At 38.8% G+C, this 21,268-nt stretch carries 19 protein-coding genes and 1 tRNA gene; 6 read left to right on the top strand and 14 right to left on the bottom strand.

Going from position 1 to position 21,268, the window contains the following annotated elements; translation table 11 throughout:
• Window positions 1–181: 181 nt before the first annotated feature.
• The 6 genes from DUT70_RS11140 to DUT70_RS11115 form a co-directional block, all read right to left on the bottom strand.
• Window positions 182–1,624 carry a hybrid sensor histidine kinase/response regulator gene (locus DUT70_RS11140; protein WP_113647409.1) on the bottom strand — a complete coding sequence of 481 codons (1,443 nt, stop codon included), beginning with the start codon at window positions 1,622–1,624 and terminating at the stop codon, window positions 182–184.
• Window positions 1,625–1,633: 9 nt separating this feature from the next.
• Window positions 1,634–2,044, bottom strand: coding sequence for a response regulator (locus DUT70_RS11135; protein WP_113647408.1), 411 nt, complete (start codon window positions 2,042–2,044; stop codon window positions 1,634–1,636).
• Window positions 2,041–4,491 (bottom strand): PAS domain-containing protein, encoded by a 2,451-nt coding sequence (locus tag DUT70_RS11130; RefSeq protein WP_113647407.1) that lies wholly within the window; start codon window positions 4,489–4,491, stop codon window positions 2,041–2,043. The genes DUT70_RS11135 and DUT70_RS11130 overlap by 4 nt, the downstream gene beginning before the upstream one ends.
• A gap of 2 nt (window positions 4,492–4,493) precedes the next feature.
• A complete protein-coding gene (locus DUT70_RS11125; protein ID WP_113647406.1) occupies window positions 4,494–5,915 on the bottom strand; it encodes a sigma-54-dependent transcriptional regulator in 1,422 nt (473 codons plus the stop codon).
• A gap of 139 nt (window positions 5,916–6,054) precedes the next feature.
• Window positions 6,055–6,837 (bottom strand): enoyl-CoA hydratase/isomerase family protein, encoded by a 783-nt coding sequence (locus DUT70_RS11120; RefSeq protein ID WP_113647405.1) that lies wholly within the window; start codon window positions 6,835–6,837, stop codon window positions 6,055–6,057.
• A 4-nt stretch (window positions 6,838–6,841) separates the two neighbouring features.
• A complete protein-coding gene (locus DUT70_RS11115) occupies window positions 6,842–7,261 on the bottom strand; it encodes a cobalamin B12-binding domain-containing protein (protein ID WP_113647404.1) in 420 nt (139 codons plus the stop codon).
• A 187-nt stretch (window positions 7,262–7,448) separates the two neighbouring features.
• Here DUT70_RS11115 and DUT70_RS11110 point away from each other — a divergent pair, with 187 nt between their 5' ends.
• Window positions 7,449–9,098 (top strand): glutamine--tRNA ligase/YqeY domain fusion protein, encoded by a 1,650-nt coding sequence (locus DUT70_RS11110; RefSeq protein WP_113647403.1) that lies wholly within the window; start codon window positions 7,449–7,451, stop codon window positions 9,096–9,098.
• A gap of 81 nt (window positions 9,099–9,179) precedes the next feature.
• On the opposite strand, the gene nadD is transcribed toward DUT70_RS11110, so the two are convergent.
• The 5 genes from nadD to DUT70_RS11085 all read right to left on the bottom strand — a co-directional run bounded on the left by nadD (window position 9,180) and on the right by DUT70_RS11085 (window position 12,902).
• A complete protein-coding gene (nadD, locus tag DUT70_RS11105) occupies window positions 9,180–9,785 on the bottom strand; it encodes a nicotinate (nicotinamide) nucleotide adenylyltransferase (protein ID WP_240432086.1) in 606 nt (201 codons plus the stop codon).
• Between the two features lie 4 nt (window positions 9,786–9,789).
• Window positions 9,790–10,158 (bottom strand): four helix bundle protein, encoded by a 369-nt coding sequence (locus DUT70_RS11100; protein WP_113647402.1) that lies wholly within the window; start codon window positions 10,156–10,158, stop codon window positions 9,790–9,792.
• Window positions 10,159–10,284: 126 nt separating this feature from the next.
• Window positions 10,285–10,854 carry a guanylate kinase gene (gene gmk, locus DUT70_RS11095; protein ID WP_113647401.1) on the bottom strand — a complete coding sequence of 190 codons (570 nt, stop codon included), beginning with the start codon at window positions 10,852–10,854 and terminating at the stop codon, window positions 10,285–10,287.
• A gap of 64 nt (window positions 10,855–10,918) precedes the next feature.
• On the bottom strand, window positions 10,919–11,782 hold the full coding sequence (locus DUT70_RS11090) for a YicC/YloC family endoribonuclease (protein ID WP_113647400.1): 864 nt from the start codon (window positions 11,780–11,782) through the stop codon (window positions 10,919–10,921).
• Window positions 11,783–12,155: 373 nt separating this feature from the next.
• Window positions 12,156–12,902 (bottom strand): lysophospholipid acyltransferase family protein, encoded by a 747-nt coding sequence (locus DUT70_RS11085; RefSeq protein ID WP_113647399.1) that lies wholly within the window; start codon window positions 12,900–12,902, stop codon window positions 12,156–12,158.
• A gap of 72 nt (window positions 12,903–12,974) precedes the next feature.
• On the opposite strand from DUT70_RS11085, the gene DUT70_RS11080 reads away from it, so the two are divergent.
• Window positions 12,975–13,703: a hypothetical protein gene (locus tag DUT70_RS11080; RefSeq protein WP_113647398.1), complete on the top strand. Its 729-nt coding sequence runs from the start codon at window positions 12,975–12,977 to the stop codon at window positions 13,701–13,703.
• A gap of 196 nt (window positions 13,704–13,899) precedes the next feature.
• Here the strand turns inward: DUT70_RS11080 and rnc are convergent, their stop codons facing one another.
• From rnc to DUT70_RS11065, 3 genes are all read right to left on the bottom strand, one after another.
• Window positions 13,900–14,628: a ribonuclease III gene (rnc, locus tag DUT70_RS11075; RefSeq protein ID WP_113647397.1), complete on the bottom strand. Its 729-nt coding sequence runs from the start codon at window positions 14,626–14,628 to the stop codon at window positions 13,900–13,902.
• An 85-nt stretch (window positions 14,629–14,713) separates the two neighbouring features.
• Window positions 14,714–15,967: a beta-ketoacyl-ACP synthase II gene (gene fabF / locus DUT70_RS11070; RefSeq protein WP_113647396.1), complete on the bottom strand. Its 1,254-nt coding sequence runs from the start codon at window positions 15,965–15,967 to the stop codon at window positions 14,714–14,716.
• A gap of 28 nt (window positions 15,968–15,995) precedes the next feature.
• On the bottom strand, window positions 15,996–16,232 hold the full coding sequence (locus DUT70_RS11065) for an acyl carrier protein (RefSeq protein ID WP_008508386.1): 237 nt from the start codon (window positions 16,230–16,232) through the stop codon (window positions 15,996–15,998).
• A 153-nt stretch (window positions 16,233–16,385) separates the two neighbouring features.
• Between DUT70_RS11065 and DUT70_RS11060 the strand changes: the two genes are divergently transcribed.
• The 4 genes from DUT70_RS11060 (at window position 16,386) to DUT70_RS11045 (ending at window position 20,487) form a co-directional block, all read left to right on the top strand.
• On the top strand, window positions 16,386–16,805 hold the full coding sequence (locus DUT70_RS11060; RefSeq protein WP_113647395.1) for an IPExxxVDY family protein: 420 nt from the start codon (window positions 16,386–16,388) through the stop codon (window positions 16,803–16,805).
• A gap of 130 nt (window positions 16,806–16,935) precedes the next feature.
• Complete coding sequence (pyk, locus tag DUT70_RS11055) at window positions 16,936–18,366, top strand: pyruvate kinase (RefSeq protein ID WP_113647394.1); 1,431 nt, start codon at window positions 16,936–16,938, stop codon at window positions 18,364–18,366.
• Window positions 18,367–18,803: 437 nt separating this feature from the next.
• A tRNA-Ser gene (locus tag DUT70_RS11050) sits at window positions 18,804–18,891 on the top strand.
• A 288-nt stretch (window positions 18,892–19,179) separates the two neighbouring features.
• Window positions 19,180–20,487, top strand: a complete 1,308-nt coding sequence (locus tag DUT70_RS11045; RefSeq protein ID WP_113647393.1) for a hypothetical protein — start codon at window positions 19,180–19,182, stop codon at window positions 20,485–20,487.
• Window positions 20,488–21,268: the final 781 nt, after the last annotated feature.

Here is a 21,268-nt window from a genome sequence, read left to right as displayed (position 1 = left end):
TTAAAAAATGAAAAATTATCTTAACTACTTTAGTTAAACTTCGTACAAATACAAATTGTTTTAAGTATTTGTATTTACCTAATTACAAAATCTGTGCCTGTTAAGTATCCTAATATAAATAAAAAAATGCCTTAGGCAATCTAAATAGAAGATTTTTACGCTATTGTTGCTTAAGGCTTTTTTAATGAATGGGAAGTTGAACCACGAATAGACTGCCATGCTGCTGCGGCTTAAAAATAAGGCGGCCATTGTGCGCTAGAATAGAACGCTCGGCATTTGTAAGACCCAGTCCCTCTGCTTCCTTTTTGGTGGTAAAAAAAGGTTCAAATATTTGGTGTTCTAGCTCTGGATCAATGCCTTTTCCGTTATCTTCTATCAAAATAGAATACATCCCACTATCATTAATGGTGCTAATGTTGAGGATTTTTGGATAGCTTTCCATGCTTTCGATGGCGTTGTTGAGCAGATTGACCAGTGCTATTTTTATTTGTTTTGCGTCTATTAATAAGTAGGTCTCGGATGGTAAAAGATGCTTTTCTAAGATAATACGATGTCCTAAAATAAGATCGTTTATTTCAACAATCGCTTCTTCAATCAGTGCATTGATGCCTGTTTTCTGTTTTTGCACAGGCTTGGTTTCGGTACTGGTAATAAAGTTTTTGGTCAGCTGATTGATGTTGTCCACATTGGTTTTAATGATGTCCAAATTGTTCTGCAGTGTTTCATTGTAAGCTAGGGCATCATCGGAAGTAAGCTCATGCAGCACCAAATTAATGGTAGAAAGCGGATTTCTGATCTCTTCTACGAAGCCTTTGGCAATGTGCTCCGAAATAGAAAACTTACTCTCGTGAATGAACTTTGTTTCCTGGTGTTTTCTGTACGTAAGATCATGGATAATGGTATGGTAAACCTCCACCATGTTCTGTGGATCGATCTGTAAAAACGAAGAAAGGCTGCAATAATACACCTGTCCCTTGCTTGAGACCATTTGGCATTCAAAATCACTTACTGCGCCTTTGGTTTCCAGTTCTTGGATAAAATTCTCTCGGTCTTCTTGTGTATAAAACAGGCTGCGATCGTTGGTTTCCAAGATCTCCTTGATATGATAGCCAAAGAAATTGAGTCCCGCTTTATTGATGTCTCGAATTCTTCCTGTATAATCTGAAATCAGGATAGGTTCTTTCGCCTTATCAAAGATGATTTTAAATTTATGCTCACTCTCTTTTAGGGCGCTTAATGTTTCGCTCTGTTTTAAAGCATAGCGCAGGCTTCTATCTAAAGTATCTGGTTCTATTTTGTCTTTCACCAAATAGTCGGCAGCCCCCACGTTCATGGCCTCTTCATCTATTTTATAATCACCTTTTCCCGTAAGGATAATAATAGGCTCTCTAATGCCCGAAAGCACGGCCTCATTCACTAGGTCTACGCCAGTGTGCTTACCCAGTCTATAATCAACCAGGTAAATGTCGTATTGTCGTTTTAATACCGCATTTATTCCTTTTTCAAAAGTGTCTATCCAAGTTAATTCATATCTATCAGCTTGGCTAATGCGGCTGAAAATCTCTCTTGTGATGATGAAGTCATCTTCATCGTCGTCAATTAACAAAACCCTCACTTTATTCATAATTCACATTTAGGTGTTAAGCCATTTTGTGGCAATGGTATTGGTGATGCCTACCAGATCGCTAAAAGAAGCGGGTTTGGTAAAAAACTCACTGGCACCTAATGCCATTACCGAATCGATATCTTCCTTGCTTTTGGTTGTAGATAGCACTACTAAAGGAATGTTTTTGGTTTCGGTGTTTTTCTGTAGTTCTTTAATTACGCCCCTACCGTCTAAAACAGGCATATTTAAATCTATAACGATTAAGTTAGGTAGTTTATTGGTCAATAAAAGTTGTTGTATATGTTCTATCAATAATTTTCCATTGTTTAAAAAGGTTACCGTAGGTTGGTTAATTTCCGAAAAGGCGTCTTTCAGCATCAGCGCGTCATCGGGATCGTCTTCAGCAATTAAAATAAGTGGGTTGTACATAGTGGTCATTGAGCAGCATTAGATTTTAGTGGTAAAATAATAAAAAAAGAAGCTCCTTCACCTTCAATACTTTTGGCAAAGATGAATCCCGAGTGGTTTTCTACAATTTTTTTGCATATGGCTAAGCCTATTCCAGTTCCTTTATACTCTGTTCGTGAATGTAGGCGCTGGAAGAGGTCGAAAATCTTACCCGCATAACTTTCATCAAATCCAATCCCATTGTCGGTAATTTTGATTACACAATAGGAAGTATTAGCTACTGCTCCTGCTACAGGAAGATTGCTGCCCATTAGCGTTTGCGAAGTGATTTCAATTTGAGGCTGTGTATTGGGCTTGGTAAATTTTAATGAATTGCTAATGATATTTTGGAAAACTTGTGCGAGTTGTGGCGCAATGCCTTCTACTTTTTCATTTACCGTTAAGGATACTTTTGCGTGGGCGCTTTCGATGGTATAATCCAAATCTTGGAGTACCTTCGAAATGAGCTGATTCAGATCTACGGTTTCAAAAGCTTTGGTTTGACGGGCTACTTTAGAGAAGGCAAGTAAATCGTCAATCAGGATTTGCATCCGCTCGGCTGCATTTTGCATGCGATTGATATAGTCTTTACCTTCCTCGTCTACCTGTTCTGTAAAACGTGTTTTTAATCTGTCACCAAAGGCCCGTATTTTTCTAAGTGGTTCCTGTAAATCGTGCGAAGCCACGTAAGCAAATTGTTCCAAATCTTTATTTGACACATTGAGCTCGTTAATTTTTTCTTCCAGTTTTCGTTGGGTTTCTTTGAGCTGAGTCACGTCTTGGGTATTGCCCAAATAAGCATAGCCATTGCCTATTTCATCTTCTTTTAATTTAGCTGTTGTGGATACGTGCCTTATTTCTCCGCTAGGTCTAATAATGCGGTAACTGGCCTTAAATGAGGTTTTGTTTTTTCTTGCTTCCGCGAAAGTTTTTTTCAGTTCCTGTGCATCTTCAGGGTGTACGAAATTGAAGTAGGAGCTAAGTGTTACAATGGTGGAGTGGGGTAGATAGCCGTGAATGTTGAACATTTCATCGGACCAAAAGATATACTCTTGGTTTGAATGCCATTCCCAGCTTCCATTGTGTGATACGGCTTCGCCTTCACGTAATAAAGTTTCGTTTTTTCTTAGTTTTAAGGTTGCCTCTTTAAGCTCGGTAATGTCTTGTATCGTTCCTACCAGTTTATGCTCTTTGCCCGAAAAGTAACCTTGATTAAGCACGTAACGTTTAGCACCATCAGGCTGCATAATTTGGTATTCGGCCGCAAATGAGGTTTTATTTTTTACGGCATTTGAAAGTTCCTTGCTTAGCTTTTTGCTGTATTCGGGAACCACTACTTGCTGGGCAATGGCATGTGTGGGTTGAAAAGAGTTGCCTTCGAAACCATAAATTCTGTAAAGTTCATCAGACCATTTGTAGGAATTGTTCCTGATATCAAGCTCCCAGCTGCCTAATTTCGAGATTTTCTCGGCATTTGCCAGCAATGCTTCTCTTTCTAATAAATTAGCGGTTAGCGTTTGTTTCTCTTTTACCTCAACATCCAGCTTTGCAATGATTCTTTGCTCGTTTCTAACCGTTTCTATATAGTTAAGGATAATGCCTGTTAAAGGAACCAAATAACTGATAAAACGCAAGTAGTGAGCAGCATTAAAATAGGTGTCGAAAGCTGATGTGCTTAAGGCCATGAACAATTGCGCCAGAAAAAGTGGTGCAATGCTTAGGATTAAAAGTTTTGAAAAGATCCCTTGAAAGCGCAACATAAACTTAGGCAGGTAAAATACAGCCCAAATAAAAAGGAAGATCAGTGGTAGAAAAGATAGCAGGTCAATTTGTACCATTTTGTCCAAAACGAGTTTCCGTTGTAGAATGGTGCTGGTGTTGGCTATAATTAGGACACAGGTAAGTCCAGCAATGATACTGGTTATTGCCGTACGCCAAATGATTCTGCTCTTTTGTTCGGGCAGTCTTAAGTTTTTTGATTTTATTTTGAGATAAACGGCCGTTCCAATCAGCAGGGTCAGTGAATAAAATAGCCTGTTGATCCACCAAATGAAATACAAGATTTCGGAAATGTTGTTGGTGTTGGTTGCATTCTCGTTTAAGATCAGCAAGTAATAAACGTCTAAAACGGCGGAAATAAAAAGTGTAATGCCAAATAGGGTGATGGTGAGCTCTTTCCTAATGGTATAGTCAATCATGGCCAATATGCCGGTAAACAAAGCTGCTGCAATGCCAAAGGTGGTCCAGATACTGGTGTAAAAATTGGGCTTTACGTTGAAAAACAAAACTTCTTGAGAGGCTTTGCCTACTACGATGGATAATATTACGGATAGCAGCGGTGCAATGCACAACAGCATTACTATCCATAATATTTTTTTGGAAATATTGTAGCGGTTTTCGAACCTAGGAGCGCCAGATTTTCTAAAAAGACTAAACACTTTTATTTATTGTCAAGGTCAATTGCTTTCATCTTGTTATAGAGTGTTTTTCTATCGATGTTTAAAATTTTTGCTGCTTTTGTTTTGTTGAAGTTTACTTCTCTTAGCACTTTAAGGATGGTTTCGTACTCTGCTTCTAATGCCGCATTCTTTAAGTCCCGAGGTTTGCTGCGTTCGGTGTTTTCTGCATTGCCATTTGAAGCCAACATTGGGGCCTTAGCATAAGTAGAAATTTCTAACGGAAGCGCTTTTAACTGTATCTCGTCGGTTTCGGTAAGTAAGGTTGCTCTGCGTACGACGTTTTTAAGCTCTCTCACGTTGCCTGGCCAGTTGTAGGTCAAAAAGCAATCGACTACTTCCTCTGAAAATCCTTTGATATTTTTATTCAACTCCTGATTGGCCAGCTGCAAGAAACTTTCGGCAAAGGCCAAGATATCTTTTCCACGTTGGCTAATTGGAGGTAGGTTAATGGCAAATTCATTAAAACGATGGTAAAGATCTTCCCTGAATTTGCCTTTTGAGATGGCATCCTGCAAGTTTTCGTTAGTAGCTACAATGATCCTTACATCCAAGTCAATTTCTTTGGTGCTGCCAATGCGTTTGATTTTTCTTTCTTGTACGGTCCTAAGGAGTGCCGCTTGAATGTCGTAGGAAAGGTTTCCCACTTCGTCCAAAAATAGCGTTCCGCCATTAGCCATTTCAAAGTGACCAATTTTAGTGTACAAGGCACCAGTGAAAGAACCTTTTTCATGTCCAAAAAACTCGCTACCGGCAAGCTCCTTGGTTAAGGAACCGCAGTCCATTGCTACAAAAGGTTTGTCTTTTCTTGGGCTATTGAGATGTATTGCCTTGGCTACGGATTCTTTACCTGTACCACTATCTCCCATCAGAATAACACTGTATGCTGTTGGCGCTACCAATAAAATCTGCTTCATCAATTCTTTTGAAGCACCACTTTGCCCTATCACAAACTCATCGGTTAAGATATAGGTGTTTTTGGTTGCTTTTGTTTTTTCCTGCTCTTGAGGGCTTTCTGTTTCTGGCAAACTTGCATTTAAAGCAATCTGTGTTTCAATAGCCTTGTTAATGGTATTCAGGATTTCGTCTGGATACAAAGGCTTGGTGATATAGTCGTAAGCACCCAGCTTGATCAGTTCCACCGCTAGTTTAATGTCTGAATATCCAGTGATAATAATTACACCAGTTTTTGGATAGCTTTCCTTTATCTTAATGAGCATTTCCTTGCCATCGGTATCTTCTAAGCGATAATCGCACAGTACCAAGTCGTAATGATCCTTGGCAAGATATTCCATGGCAGAATTCCCACTGGTCGCGCTGCTTACATCAAAAGAGTTTCTGGTTAAAAATTTCGAGAGCAACAACCCGATATTTACCTCGTCATCAACAATTAATATTTTCTTCATACACGTAAAAGGATAGGGTAGATTAATATTTTAGCTAAAATATAGAAAAAAAATACACATGGGAAATATTTTCTACACTATTTGACGAGAAATTCTATTAAAAATGCAATAATGAGGGTTTTATTTGTTCCAAGTAGGTTTAATTGCCTTGGAAATTTGCTTTTCGTTTCTCTAAAAACGCGGTTACGCCTTCTTTAAAATCTTGAGTATCAAAGCATCTTCCAAACTCGTCAATCTCTACCTCGTATCCGTTTAACTGAGGGTTAAAGCCTGCATTGACCGCTTTTACTGCACTTGCCAAAGCTCGGGGTGCCCTCAATTTTATTTTGTCTAAAATCTTGTTTGCTTTCTCTAAAAGATTGGCGAAAGGTACTACGTGATTGACCAGTCCAAGTTGGAGCGCTTTTTCTGCAGCAATCATATCTGCCGTAAAAATCATTTCAAAAGCATTCCCTTTGCCCACTAACTGAGCCAAGCGTTGGGTACCGCCATAACCAGGGATAAGTCCTAGTGTCACTTCTGGCAGGCCTAGTTTGGCATTTTCACTAGCAATCCTGATGTGGCAGGCCATGGCCAGTTCTAAACCTCCGCCTAAGGCGAAACCGTTAATGGCAGCAATTACTGGCTTGGTTGAATTTTCGATGGCATTGAAAACCTTTTCCTGCCCGTCTTTTGCCAGTTGTTTGCCTTCGTCGAGATTATAGTTTTGAAACTCGGAAATGTCAGCACCCGCTACAAATGCTTTTTCTCCAGCGCCTGTAATTAAAATGCCCTTCACCTCTTGGTCTTCTTGGGCATTTGCTACGGCAACCGAGAGTTCTGCTAACACTTCTTTGTTGAGTGCATTGAGTTTTTGTGGACGATTGATGGTGATGTACAGTATGTTGTTATTGGTTTCTACCAGTAATTGTTGATAATTCATAAGTTTAAAAATTTCGGTGTTCAGCTACCCAGTTTTCAATATATTCTACAATGTCTTTCATGGCGGTGCCTGGTGCAAAAAGTTCTCCAACGCCCATTTCCTGTAGTTTTCGCATGTCGCCTTCGGGAATGATTCCGCCTCCAGTGACCAATACATCGTTCAGTTGTTTTTGCTTCATAATGTCCATTACTTTTGGAAAAACGGTCATGTGGGCTCCAGAAAGAATTGAAATCCCAATGGCATCCACATCTTCCTGTATGGCCGTGTTGACCACCATTTCAGGTGTTTGCCTCAAGCCAGTATAAATCACCTCCATACCTGCATCACGAAGCGAGGTTGCGATTACTTTTGCGCCACGGTCATGACCGTCCAAGCCCACCTTGGCAACAAGGACCCTAATTGGTCTATTTAGCGTTTTTTTCATATTTGGTTTCTTGATGTAGGTAAATGTAGTGAAATAGTTGTTTGGTTGGTTAGTTATTTGGTTTTTTGAGGTTCTATTAGGTTCAAAAAGCGCTGTTTTGGAAGCCGTTATTCTTTCCTCCTTGTTGTTTATTCCCCTTTAAAATACCCTAAATTTGGTTAACTTTGGAGTTTAAACACAGATTTATATGAGCGAGGAAAAATCATTAAACTTTATAGAAGAAATTATAGAGAATGATTTAAAAAGCGGAAAGTACGAAACACTGGTGACACGTTTTCCCCCAGAACCAAATGGTTATTTACATATTGGCCATGCTAAGGCGATATGCTTGAATTTTGGATTGACTCAGAAATACGGCGGTTACACTAATCTTAGATTTGATGATACCAATCCGGTTACTGAAAAAACGGAATATGTAAATAGCCAGCAGGAGGATATCCAATGGTTGGGTTTTCAGTGGAAAAACGAGCTTTACGCTTCTGACTATTTTGATCAGTTGTATAGCTATGCGGTACAGTTGATTGAAAAAGGGCTTGCTTATGTAGATGAAAGTACTGCCGAAGAAATTGCCGCACAAAAAGGAACACCTACGGAGCCAGGAACTCCAAATCAGTACAGAGAGAGAAGCATTGAAGAGAATTTGGCGCTTTTCACTAAAATGAAAAATGGTGAGTTTGAGGATGGCGCTTGTATTTTAAGGGCTAAAATAGATATGGCCAGCACTAACATGCTGATGCGTGATCCTATTATTTATCGTATTAAACATGCTCACCATCACCGTACTGGAGATGCTTGGTGCATTTATCCGATGTACGATTTTGCGCATGGGCAAAGTGATAGTATTGAGCACATTACCCATTCTATCTGTACGTTAGAGTATGTTTCTCACCGAGAGCTATATGATTGGTTTATTGCCCAGTTGGGTATTTTTCCTTCAAAACAATATGAGTTTGCCCGTTTAAATCTTACCTATACGGTAATGAGCAAACGTAAACTACTGCAATTGGTAAACGAAGGTTATGTAAGTGGTTGGGACGACCCTCGTATGCCTACTATTAGCGGTTTGAGAAGAAGGGGTTATACGCCAGAAAGTATCAGAGAGTTTTGTGAGCGTATTGGGATTGCGAAAAGAGAAAACCTGATTGAACTTAGTTTGTTGGAGTTCTGTATCCGTGAGGATTTGAATAAAAAAGCGACCAGAGCCATGGCGGTTTTAGATCCAATTAAATTGGTGATTACCAACTATGAAGGTGATGGTGAAATCCTGATTGGAGAAAATAACCCTGAAGCTGAGGATAAAGGCGGCACTAGGGAAATCCCTTTCAGTAAAGAACTTTGGATTGAACGCGAAGACTTTATGGAAGAGCCTGCCAAAAAATGGTTCAGATTGGCTCCTGGGGCAACCGTGCGTTTGAAATTCGCTTACATTGTGAAGTGCGAAAGCTTTGTTAAGGATGCTGATGGCAATGTTACAGAGGTTCACTGTACGTATATTCCTGAGTCGAAAAGTGGTAGCGATACCAGCGGAATCCATGTTAAAGGAACCATTCACTGGGTAAGTACGGCGCATGCTAAAACAGCGGAAGTGAGACAATACGATAGGTTGTTTAGCGTGGTATCTCCTGATGCTGAGGAAGGTGATTTTAAAGATTACCTTAATCCAAATAGCAAGGAAGTATTGAGCAAGGTATATATTGAGCCGGCTTTGGCCGAAGCCACTTTAGGCACTGGCTACCAGTTTATTCGTAAAGGTTATTTTTGCTTAGATAAAGATTCTACGGCTGATCATTTAGTGTTTAACCGAGTGGTTTCGCTAAAAGATAGTTGGAAAGGATAAGGGGAATTTACGATTGACGAATTACTATTTTAGATTGACAGCATTCGACTAGATTGTCGTTCGTCAATCTAAAAACGCCAATTAACGGTACAGACTTTTCTTGTCCATAAAATCGATTACAGCATCTGGTACTAAAAACTGGATGCTTTTTTGTTGCTTTACTGCCTGACGGATAAAAGTAGAAGAAATGTCCATTTGTGGCGTTTGGGTTATTACAATAGAAGGATGATTTTCCCATTCGCTAACGTCTGCATTGGGACGTGGGTACACAAAAATTTGATGGTTTTGGAGCAATACTTCGTAGTTTTTCCACTTTTTAAGGGATGCGAGGTTGTCTGCGCCCATGATTAAAGCAAATTCTTTTTCTGGGTGTTTTTCTTTGAGGTGCGCCATTGTATCTACGGTATACGAAGGCTGTGGAAGCTTGAACTCAATGTTACTTACTTTTAGGTGCGGGGCATTTTCTGTAGCCAAACGAGCCATTTCTAGGCGATCGTACATGTCGGCCAGGCCTGCTTTTTGCTTTAAGGGATTATGGGGAGAAACCACAAACCATACTTCTTTTAGGTCGGTATAATTGGCCATGTAATTGGCAATGACCAAATGTCCAAGGTGAATGGGGTTAAAAGAACCGAAGAAAAGACCAGTTATCAGTTTTCGGTTTTCAGTTTTCAGTTCATGTTGCATAATATTACTTTGCTCCGTATTTTTCAGGATTGTTCATCATGTGGTTCAACAGTTTTCCAACTTCGTCGCTTAAAACAACTAAATCGTTATAATGCTTTTCATCCAAATATCTACATGCGAAAGCAAATTGAAGCCATCCTTTCGTCTCGCTATTTTCCATGTCGCTATCTGATAGTTTGCTAACAAAATGAGCTGGATACCTGCGTTTTCTATAAGCTTCCACAATACAAATATTAGTAGAGCGTGATGAACGTCTAATTTGATCTGTCAACGAATACATCTCTTCTTTTGGAAAAGATTTAGTGATTTCGAAAATAAGCATCGCTAATTCGAAAGACTTCTTATAGACTAACAAATCATTAAAATCACTCATCTGCTTCTGTTTAGGTAGAAAGGAAACTGTATATATGTGTTTTTTAGGAAATTGAAAACTGGTAACTGCTTAAGGAACTGTCTATCGGCTCTTTCTATGAAACTGAAAACTGCTCATTGAAAACTGTTAACTTTTTAAGAAATCACCTACTAATTGCTCTGCTTCTGCGCAGGCGGTTCCAAGCTCGAAATTTTTGAGGATGATGTCAAATTTTTCTGCGTATGCTAGTTCTTTTTCTGCTTTGGCGTAACGCTCTTGTAGCTTTTCTTCGCTATCGGTGCCACGACCAGCTAAACGTTCCTTTAGCACTTCTAATGATGGTGGTTGTACGAAAATCGCTAATGCGTCCTCTTCAAATTTTCTTTTTAAACGTAAGCCACCTTCTACGTCGATGTCAAAGATCACGTGCTTGCCTTCATCCCAAATGCGCTGAATTTCTGAACGCAGGGTGCCGTAAAAGGTACCACTGTATACTTCTTCAAACTCTACAAATTCTTGGTGCGCAACCTTATGCAAAAACTCTTCCTTGCTGATAAAATAATAGTCTTTGCCATTGGTTTCGTCGCCACGTAGTTCTCTAGTAGTCGCCGAAATCGAAAAACTTAGGTTATTGAATTTGGTCAATAAATGTTTAACGATAGTAGTTTTACCAGCACCAGATGGAGCCGAAAATATAATAAGTTTGCCTTGTTTCATTTTTATGAGCTTAAAGCGCAAAGCTGAATGCTCAAAGCTTTGCGCTTTAAGCCTTAGCTTTTGCTTATAGTACGTTAAGTAATTGTTCTTTAATTTTTTCTAATTCTTCTTTCATGCCTACTACCAATTGCTGTATTTGCGCATCGTTGGCTTTGGCACCCATGGTATTAATTTCTCGGCCAATCTCTTGTGAGATGAAACCCAATTTTTTACCATTGGCATCTTTGTCATTTAAAGTAGCGATAAAATAATCACAATGACTTTTTAAGCGGGTTTGCTCTTCGGTAATGTCTAATTTGTCGATATAGTAAATCAGCTCCTGCTCAAAACGATTTTGATCATAGTTTACCTTCCCAACAGTATCTTCCAAAAACTGGGTTAAACGAGTTTTAATGTGTGGAATTCTTAAGGGAGCCAAAGTTTCTACTTCGACAAAAAAGCCAAGAATGTTTTTGATACGAAGTTCTAGGTCAGCTTTTAAAACATTGCCTTCATCTACCCTAAATTGGTTAAAGTTTTTGAGTGCCTTGCCAAAGGTTGCTTCTAATATTTCCCATTCGCTGTCGCTAGCTTCTTCCTCTGTGTAGGTAATTACCTCTGGTAAATTAAGTACAGCAGGCAATATTGTTGATAAATCGGCTGCAATTTCTTTGTTAATTTCTAGCAGTTGCGTGTAGTATTTTTTTAATAATACTTGGTTAATAGAAGCGCCTTTTTGTGCTTCTTCGCTACGTTCAACCGTAAGGGCAATGCTTACCTTGCCTCGCTCTATCTCTTTATTGCAAACGTTACGTAGGTAGAGTTCTTTGTCGGAAAATGCTTTTGGAATTTTGAGGCCAAGCTCAAGAAACTTCGAATTTAGCGATTTTATCTCTACTGAAAACTTTACACTTTCGTGGTCGGTAGATGCCAAGCCAAAGCCAGTCATTGATTTTATCATGTGCAAAGATATAAAAAGTACTTAGTAGTTCGTATAAAGTAATTAGATAGCGATGACTGAACGGATCTAATCGATCAATATCTCCTGCTCATGATGCTCCAAAATTGCTTGTTCCATATAGCCATAATTAGTTTTGAAAGTAAAGCTTGGGTTTTAGTGATGCACTATCATTAATTTGAAAATGGAGGTCAGTAGTTCTTCTTTTTGTGCAGTCCTGCTGTACGCTGCTATCTTTTGGTGAATGCCATGCAAGTCGAAACTTCGTAAGTTTTTAAAACTTACGAAGTGTAAAGTCATCGCAACCAAAAGGATATTCGCTTCCATCAGGTTTAATCAACCATCACCTGTACTACATGGCAATTTAGTTAGCGGGACTATTCCTTATGATCGCTTCCTCCATCAAATCATAAACTTTCTTTTTTAATGCTGGAACATCTTCCAAACTCAGCCCAGCCACACTGATTTCTGATAGTAATATGGTCGTTATTATACCAGGTCTGGCTTTTAGCGGATGCTTTCTTGGGAGTAGCTTCCTGTTATTGATCATCACAAAGGGAATGATAGGGGTTTGTGTTTCAATGGCAATTCTGAAAGCACCATCGTAAAAATCAGTTAGTGGTTTTTCGGTTTTGTTCATGGTGCCCTCCGCAAATATGAGGATGGATTGCCCGTTGGTAATGTCTTTCTTTAGGGCATTTACAGATTGTTCGCGGCTTTCTTTACTGCTTCGGTCTATGAGCACCACAATTCGTTTATAAATGAGCCCAAAGACGGGCACTTTGGTGATTTCTACTTTTCCTAATGCGCTAAAATATTGTGGAATGCTTAGGCAAACGACCACCGCATCTAGGTATGATCCGTGATTGCCTACATAAATGTGAGATTTGTTCAGGTCAACAATTTCTTTGTTTTTGGTGCGTACCCAAAATAAACTCAAGATGCTGAATAGCCAGGCCCAAGTTCTTAATACGATTAATATAGCCCGTTTGCCAGTGTTTAAAGGTAGTATTGCAGAGAAGAGCAATACAAATGGTAAAGCCACAAACATGAGTGCAATAAAAATGATTGCGGCATAAAGTAGGAATATTGTAGAAAGTATACGGCCCATGAATTAACCTTTTTTAACGTGCTAAACGCTAAACATTTGCTAAGTTTACAAAATAAAACAATAACGCTGCAAATGCTAGGCAAAGTTAGGCTCACATTTTATTCGTTAATCATCCTCTGTATAGGTACCACCTATCAGGGCTTTGCCCAACAAGATTTTACACTTACTGGGGTGCTTTTTGAGCGTGGAGCTAATATCCGCATTGCTTTGGCGGAGGTCAAAAATAAACGATCTGGCTACTCTGCAGGGAGTAATGATATGGGAATTTTTTCCATTAAAGCCAATGTAGGCGATACGCTAGTGGTGATGAAGCGCAATTTCAACGATTTGGAAGTGGTTGTGCGTAATAGTAAAGATCTGGTGTTGTACCTAAATCGTGGTACGACCTTAAACGAGGTGGTGGTTACTGGGCAAACTAAAAAGCAAACTTTGGATGAGCTGAAAAAAGATTTCAGGGATAAAGGTTCTTTTTATGGAGGAAAGCCTCCGCTGCTTTCTTTTTTGGGTAGTCCACTGACTGCTATCTATGAACTTTTTGGCAAAACTCCTAAACAGGCCAGAAGGTTTAATCGGATGTACCAAACGGAAATGCAGGATAATGTTGTGGATCAGCTTTTCAACAAAACAAGCATTAATCAGCATACTGGCTTGACTGGAAAGGCGCTAGAAAATTTTATGGTTGATTACCGACCAGACTACGAAAAGGCAAAAACCTGGACTACTTACGATGCGATTAAATGGATTAATGAATCTTTTAAGAAGTATAGTGATACGGCGGGGAAAGTTAAAAATCAGCACTAGTGTATTGATTTTTGGTTTTTTGGATGGTTGGTTTTTTGGGTTGGAATAATCGAATTAGCTAATTCTCGCCTAATAAAATATAACCACAGAGGCACATAGGGGTGCATGCTAAATGGGCTCTGCTTTTGGTGGAATGAAAAGGGTTGCTAGGGCTGGAGATCGTGAAAAATCAGAAAGCGCTTATCCTAGGGGTAGGCTAGATGGCTAGGGCTTCGCAAGCTTTTTCTGCTGCGAGTTTCTCGGCGTTCTTTTTATTGTAATCCCTGCCAATACCAAAGGTTTCATTCTCAATCATCACCTGTACGGTAAATAGTTTGGTGCTTTCGCCCTCGCCATTTTCAATTACATCAAAGGAAACGTCTTTGCCTTGTCGTTGGCACCATTCAATTAAGCGGCTTTTGAAATTGGTTTCGGTAATTTCTAGGTGATGAACATCAACGTAAGGTTTGATGATGCGCTTAAGGATCAGGTTTTTGGTGAAGTTATAGCCCTTGTCCAAATAAATGGCTCCAATTAATGCTTCAAAAGCATCACCGTACATGGAGTGGTGTTTCGATTGGAAGTTTACGGTTTTTTGATCGAATACGATGAGTTCATCAAAGCCCATTTTGCGGGCAAGTTGATTTAAATTGGCTCTGTTTACAATCTTAGAACGCATTTCAGTTAAAAAGCCTTCTTCTTTGTAGGGATAGCTTTTGAACAGCATTTCGGCCACTACAGCGCCTAAAATAGCGTCGCCCAAAAACTCTAAGCGTTCATTACTGCTCCTGCTGCCGTTTTTCAATATCTTGGCCGCCGAACGGTGCCTAAACGCCATTTTATAGAGCGCAATATTGCCCGGGACAAAACCAAGCACATTCTTTAATTTCTTTAAGAATTGCTTATTTGGCGAAAGATATAGTTTATAAATGCTGAGCAAAGACATCAACTAGCAACACAAAATTTAATTATAGAAAAAGCATTTGTATAAATATACAATACAATTGCTCTTAAACCATAAACTTTTTGGCTTATTCTTCGTATTTCTTAAAAACTACCGAAGCATTGTGGCCACCAAAACCAAAAGTATTACTTATTGCGGCTCTAACTTCTCGTTTTTGCGCTTTGTTAAAAGTAAAATTAAGTTTTGGATCAATCTCAGGGTCATCCGTAAAGTGATTGATGGTTGGAGGAATTGTGCTATTCTTGATGGCAAGAATGGCAGCCAAAGCCTCAACGGCACCAGCAGCACCTAGCAAGTGACCTGTCATAGATTTGGTAGAACTGATGTTTAGTTTATAAGCATCTTCTCCAAATAAATCTACAATGGCTTTTGCTTCTTGTATATCTCCAAGTGGCGTAGAGGTGCCATGTACGTTGATATAGTCGATCTGATTGGTTTCCAACTTTGCGTCTGCTAACGCTTTAGTCATTACCATTTTAGCACCCAGCCCTTCGGGGTGAGGGGCAGTGATATGATGAGCATCTGCGCTCATGCCACCACCTACAATTTCAGCATAGATTTTGGCTCCACGCGCTTTAGCGTGTTCCAGTTCTTCTAAAATAATGGTGCCGGCACCTTCGCCCGCTACAAAACCATCACGGTCTTTATCAAATGGACGAGAAGCTGTTGCAGGATCATCATTACGAGTAGATAAAGCATGCATTGCGTTAAACCCTCCCATGCCCGCTTCGTTAATAATCGCTTCTGAACCACCGCTGATAATGATATCAGCCATGCCCAAACGAATATAGTTGAAGGCATCAATCATCGCATTGGTTGATGATGCACAAGCAGAAACGGTGGCAAAGTTTGGCCCACGCAATCCATACTTCATCGAGATATGCCCTGGAGCAATATCAATAATCATTTTCGGGATAAAGAAAGGGTTGTATCTAGGCGTGCCATCTCCTTTGGCGAAGTTAGAAACTTCGTCTAAGAAAGTTTTTAGACCTCCAATTCCAGCGCCCCAGATCACACCAATGCGGTTAGTGTCAAGTGTAGAGAAATCATATCCTCCATCTTTAACGGCCTCTTCGGTGGATACTAGTGCGTACTGCACAAACGGATCCAATTTGCGGGCTTCTTTTTTATCCAAATAATCTTCTGGATTAAAGTTTTTCACCTCGCAAGCGAACTTTGTTTTGAATTTTTCGGTATTGAAACTCTTGATAGGCGCTGCGCCGCTCACACCATTTACTAGTGCTTCCCAAAATTCGGGAACACTATTTCCGATAGGAGTGAGCGCACCCAACCCAGTAACTACTACTCTTTTTAATCCCATTTATAAGTATTGTACAGAAAAAGTATTTCTACTTAACGTTTTTTTCTAAATAAGCAATTGCTTGACCTACGGTACCGATCGTTTCAGCTTGGTCATCTGGAATAGCTACATTGAATTCTTTTTCAAACTCCATGATTAGCTCAACAGTGTCTAGTGAATCTGCACCTAAGTCATTTGTGAAAGACGCTTCTGGCGTAACTTCACTTTCATCAACACCTAGTTTTTCTACGATAATAGCCTTTACTCTTGAAGCAATATCAGACATAATATTATAATTTAATGGTTAAATAATTCTGTGCAAAGAAAAATAAATTCTAACACATTTCAAATGTTTTTATTTCTCTATCAATTTTAACGGGTTTAAAACCCAAAGTAAAATTAGTTTTATAATTTCGTAATTCTAACAAAAAAATACATTTTGAACAAAACTTATTTAAAACTGTCGCTCGATTTGGACTTTGTCCTCATTGCCATCACTGCATCGTTGAAGGATTACGTTTTGTGCCACAAGATAAACACCAATCTTAACTTGGAGTTTTATAAAATTGAGGATCATGAAGTATATTTTAATACGGATGAAGCGCCCTTGGCATTTTCCAAGTATTTTTTCTTTGTGGAAGAGGGTGAGCGAGAGTATTTTTTGGTCAGCAATAGGAACAGTGAGGGCTTTTTGGTTCCCGAAATGAACAAGGTGGATTTCTTCATCGTTATTCATCAGTTTATAGACAAGGAGGACCTGAATTTTATTCTGACTAGCTTGAATAAAATGCCTGATATTCAGGTGGCTGCGCAAATAGATGTGCGTAAATTAAAGTCCAAAGAAAATTTGGTAATGTAAATTTTATATTGTTAGTGTAGTAAATACACTATATTTGAATCTGAAATCAAACTGAAATAGTATAATTAGAGCTTAAACAAGTAGCACATTTAAGTGTTGTTGTGGCGGCGGTAATCACAAGATAATTTTAATGAAACCTTTTCTTTCCAGAACCAAAATTGTGGCCACTTTGGGCCCTGCTTCGGCTAAATCGGAGGTGTTGTACAGTATGTTTAATGCGGGTTTAGACGTATGTAGGCTAAACTTTTCACACGGTTCACAAGCCGATCATCAAAAGGTGATAGACACCATCAGAGAGATCAACCACAAGCACAAATATAACGTGGGTATTTTGGCCGATTTACAAGGGCCTAAAATTAGAATTGGGATGGTGAAAGACGGTGGTATTAACCTTGTTAACGGCAGCAAAACCATCATCACTACTCAAGAATGTATTGGTAACGAGGAACGTATTTACATCACTTACGAAAATTTCCCTAAAGATGTAAAAGCAGGAGAAATTATCCTTTTGGATGATGGTAAATTGCAGATGCGTGTATTGGAAACCAATTATCAAGATGAGGTGATTTGCGAGGTGGTTCACGGTGGTATTTTAACTTCAAGAAAGGGCGTAAACCTTCCTAATACCAAAGTTTCTATCCCTTCTTTAACGGTTGAGGACAGAAAGAACTTAGATTTTGTACTTGAAAGTGATGTAGAGTGGATCGGTCTTTCGTTTGTGCGTAATGCCGCTGATATTGTTGAGTTAAAGGATATTATTAAGGAAAGAGGCAAAACAGCTAGGGTTGTTGCTAAAATTGAAAAGCCAGAGGCGATTGCTAATATTGATGAGATTATTGCGGTGACTGATGCGGTAATGGTTGCTCGTGGTGACCTAGGGGTAGAAATGCCAATGGAAGAGGTGCCTTTGTTGCAAAAAATGATTGTGAACAAGTGCAGAGCGGCTTCTAAGCCAGTAATTATTGCTACGCAGATGTTGGAGAGTATGATTACTACTCCTCGTCCGACGAGAGCGGAGGTGAATGACGTAGCGAACTCTGTGCTAGATGGTGCTGATGCGGTAATGCTTAGTGGTGAAACTTCGGTAGGTGAATTTCCGCTGATTGTGATTGAAACGATGCAGAAAATCATTAATAATATTGAAGAAAATAATTATCCGTTTTACGCAGAGAAATTTTTGAAGCCTAAAACTGATAGTTTCTTGGGAGATGCGGTATGCGATTCGGCTTGTTTCTTGGCTAAACAAACGGATGCTATCGGAATTGTTACCATGACTTCTAGCGGTTATACTGCTTTTGAGGTAGCAAGTCACCGTCCACAAGCGCCTATTTTTACTTTTACTAGTAATGAAAGCTTGCTTAATACTTTAAGCTTGGTTTGGGGTGTAAGGGGTTTCTTCTACGATAAATTTGAGAGTACAGATAAAACCATTGAAGAGGTAAATGATCTGTTGAAGAAAAAGAAATTGGTTAAGAAGGGGGATGTGGTGATTAACACTGCTGCTGTTCCTTTGGAGAAAAGAAGTAGGACCAATATGGTAAAAGTTAGCGTGGTTGAATAAACTTCCTATCAGCTATCAAAAAGCCTTGACCCATTGGTCGAGGCTTTTTTTTGTCCCTATGTGGCTTATCAAATCAGGCTATCTAAAGTAGAGGAAACCTAAAGGAGCATACTAGGAACAGCGTAACTGTACGGACTTCTACGGACTTGTATGCACTTCTACGGACTTTTACGGAGTTTTTGAGCGGAGTTTAACAGAGAGGTAAAGCGGGAGTGTCTTTAATTTAAGAAAAAAATTGATGCCTTGCAAAAGGCCTTTGTTATTATATCTGGTTAAAGTGAAGTAAGATTTAATTTTTAAATAGGGAAATTTTCAGCTGATTTTGGCGAAATATATTGTAGAATAATTGATTTTAATGATATTTTTGCAGCAATCTTAAAAGAGAGCATTTCTCTATAAATCAATAGAAGGATATGTTTTCTTAAAAGAGATAAAAAGGAGAAGTGTCCGAGTGGTCGAAGGAGCACGCCTGGAAAGTGTGTATGCCCCAAAAGGGTATCGAGGGTTCGAATCCCTCTTTCTCCGCTGAGAGGGATTTCATCAAGAAATTCCTCTTTTTTTTGATATTTCATCAAGCTTAAATCTTTCATTTTCATGCAATTAGATATGAATACTTCCATCATTTCAGGTGTTCGATAAACACCGTCTTCATCATAAAGATTGTTGGTGAACACCAAGCTAAAAAACTCCCTCTTTTGAAAACAAAATTATTGAATTGATTTATTAAAGATTTAATTATTTCTTAACTGATAAACAGGTATTTGCATTTTATTTTTAAGTATATTTAATCAACCAAATCTAATATTCACTCTTATGGGTTACAAAGTTATTTCTAGCTTGTACGCAAGCACTTATGCTACCATTAAGGCTAATGGCGAAGGTGGCGACAAAAACAACACAATTTTAATGGGTTCATTTGTACAATTGTTGGATGAAGAAAATGACATCTGGCAAAAGGTAAAAGCATTCAGTATCGAAGGCTGGATCAAAAAATCAAACCTTGGAGATACGTGCGGATTAAAATGTTTCTTTGTAGATGTTGGACAGGGAGACGGTGCGTTGCTTGAAATTGGAAATGATGAAGAAGGAATAAAGATTTTGATTGACGGCGGTCCTTCAGATAATATGAGCAGGTATTTGAATAAGTGGCAGTATGCCTACCAGTTAAAGAACAATAAACCCATTCATATTGACTACGTTTTTGTGAGCCATTTTGACAAGGATCATTATGAAGGTTTGATCGATATTATCAATGACCCTCATTATACTTTTGGTACAATTTTCCATAACGGTATTGGTAAATTCAATCTTAACAAGAAAGGTGTTCCAACAGCGTATAACGATGTTTTGGGAAAAAGAATTAAAGAAGGTAATAAATCATATCTGGTAACCCATTTTGATACACTACAAGACATAAATAATCTACAGCAGAAAGGAGGAATGCAAGATTTATTGGAGAAATTTTTGAATGCTGTAAACAGTGCAAGTATGCAGGGAAGGTTGCAAAATTTTCAACGAATAGATTACCGAAACAGTATTCCATCAAAAACCATTAGTGGGCAGCACTTTGGCATCGACATTTTGGGTCCTATACCGACAGAAGTTAATGGCGAATTTGCTTTTGATTATTTTGATGACCCAGCGCATACCGTTAACGGACATAGTTTGGTACTTAAACTTAAGTATGGTAAACGTTCTTTCCTTTTTGGAGGAGATTTAAATATTCCAGCAGAAGAGCATTTATTGAAATACTACAATGAAGAAAATCCATTTGAAGTAGACGTTGCTAAATCTTGCCATCATGGAGCATCAGAATTTACCTTGGAATACATGGAAAAAGTAAATCCATTGGCGACGGTAATTTCATCAGGTGATAACGAAAGCTACGCTCATCCGAGAGCGGATGCCATAGGTTGTGCAGGAAAATATTCTCGATCAGATAGACCATTGGTTTTCTCAACCGAGTTGGCAAGATCTTCAAACGTTAAAACTGATGAAATAAAATATGGTATGATTAATCTACGATGTAACGGAGATAAAATTGTAATGGCTCAAATGAAAGAGGCTCCTACTGATGGAAAAATTTGGGATCTTTATGATGATACACATCTGAACCCTTGAGCTTGCAAGAGCTAAGGGGTGACTATTGCAAAATTCAGCGCAGTTTCAGCTGCTTTGAATTTTGTAAAAGGGTTTTCAGTTTTGGAGTAATTCTTGCCAAGACCGTTTGAAATGGCTTTTCTTTTATTGAAAGTATTTTATTATTCCAAGATCTGAAAAGTTAAAACTCTATGCCATCAAAAAACGCTAATAAGGGTATTGGGGGGTTAATTGTACTTCCTTCCAATCCCCAATAAAGAAAATTAATTCTTAAAATGATAGGTCTGTTCACTTTCGAACAGACCTGTTTTATTTAGTTTAAATCCGTTTCAACAATAATTGTCTTCCTCGTTTTCTGCTTATATCCATCCACGGCATTATTTGTTTAGTCTATTGGTTTGGATATGTGCTAATCATCTCGCATTTGACTCACAGCAGCAGGTATTTCTCTGGCTACAAATAACTTGATTTAAATGACGATTAAAGTTAATGACCAGTTAACATGCTAGTGTAAAGCGCATGATGAATACGACGAGTAGTGGCGAGCGTAATGTTGTCTATTACAATTCTAGTGTGGAGAATAGTCTAATGGCTGCTCCAATGTTTATCAAAGAAGGTTAAATCACCAAAGCTATTTTCATCCCATCTATATCTAAATAAAATTTCTGTTGGAAATTATCCAGAACGGGAAAAACCCTTTCATTTTGGTAGGCTTATACACTGGTTGAAACTTTGTTGTGAAATAATATGTGGTTGATTATCAGTTTTGTGTTGTTCTTTTGCTGGGGATGGAATGCTATTG

This window comes from Pedobacter chitinilyticus (genome assembly GCF_003313385.1).
GTDB lineage: Bacteria > Bacteroidota > Bacteroidia > Sphingobacteriales > Sphingobacteriaceae > Pedobacter > Pedobacter chitinilyticus.
The sequence above is the reverse complement of the archived record's forward strand: the minus strand, read 5'-3'. Positions and strand labels throughout refer to the sequence as shown.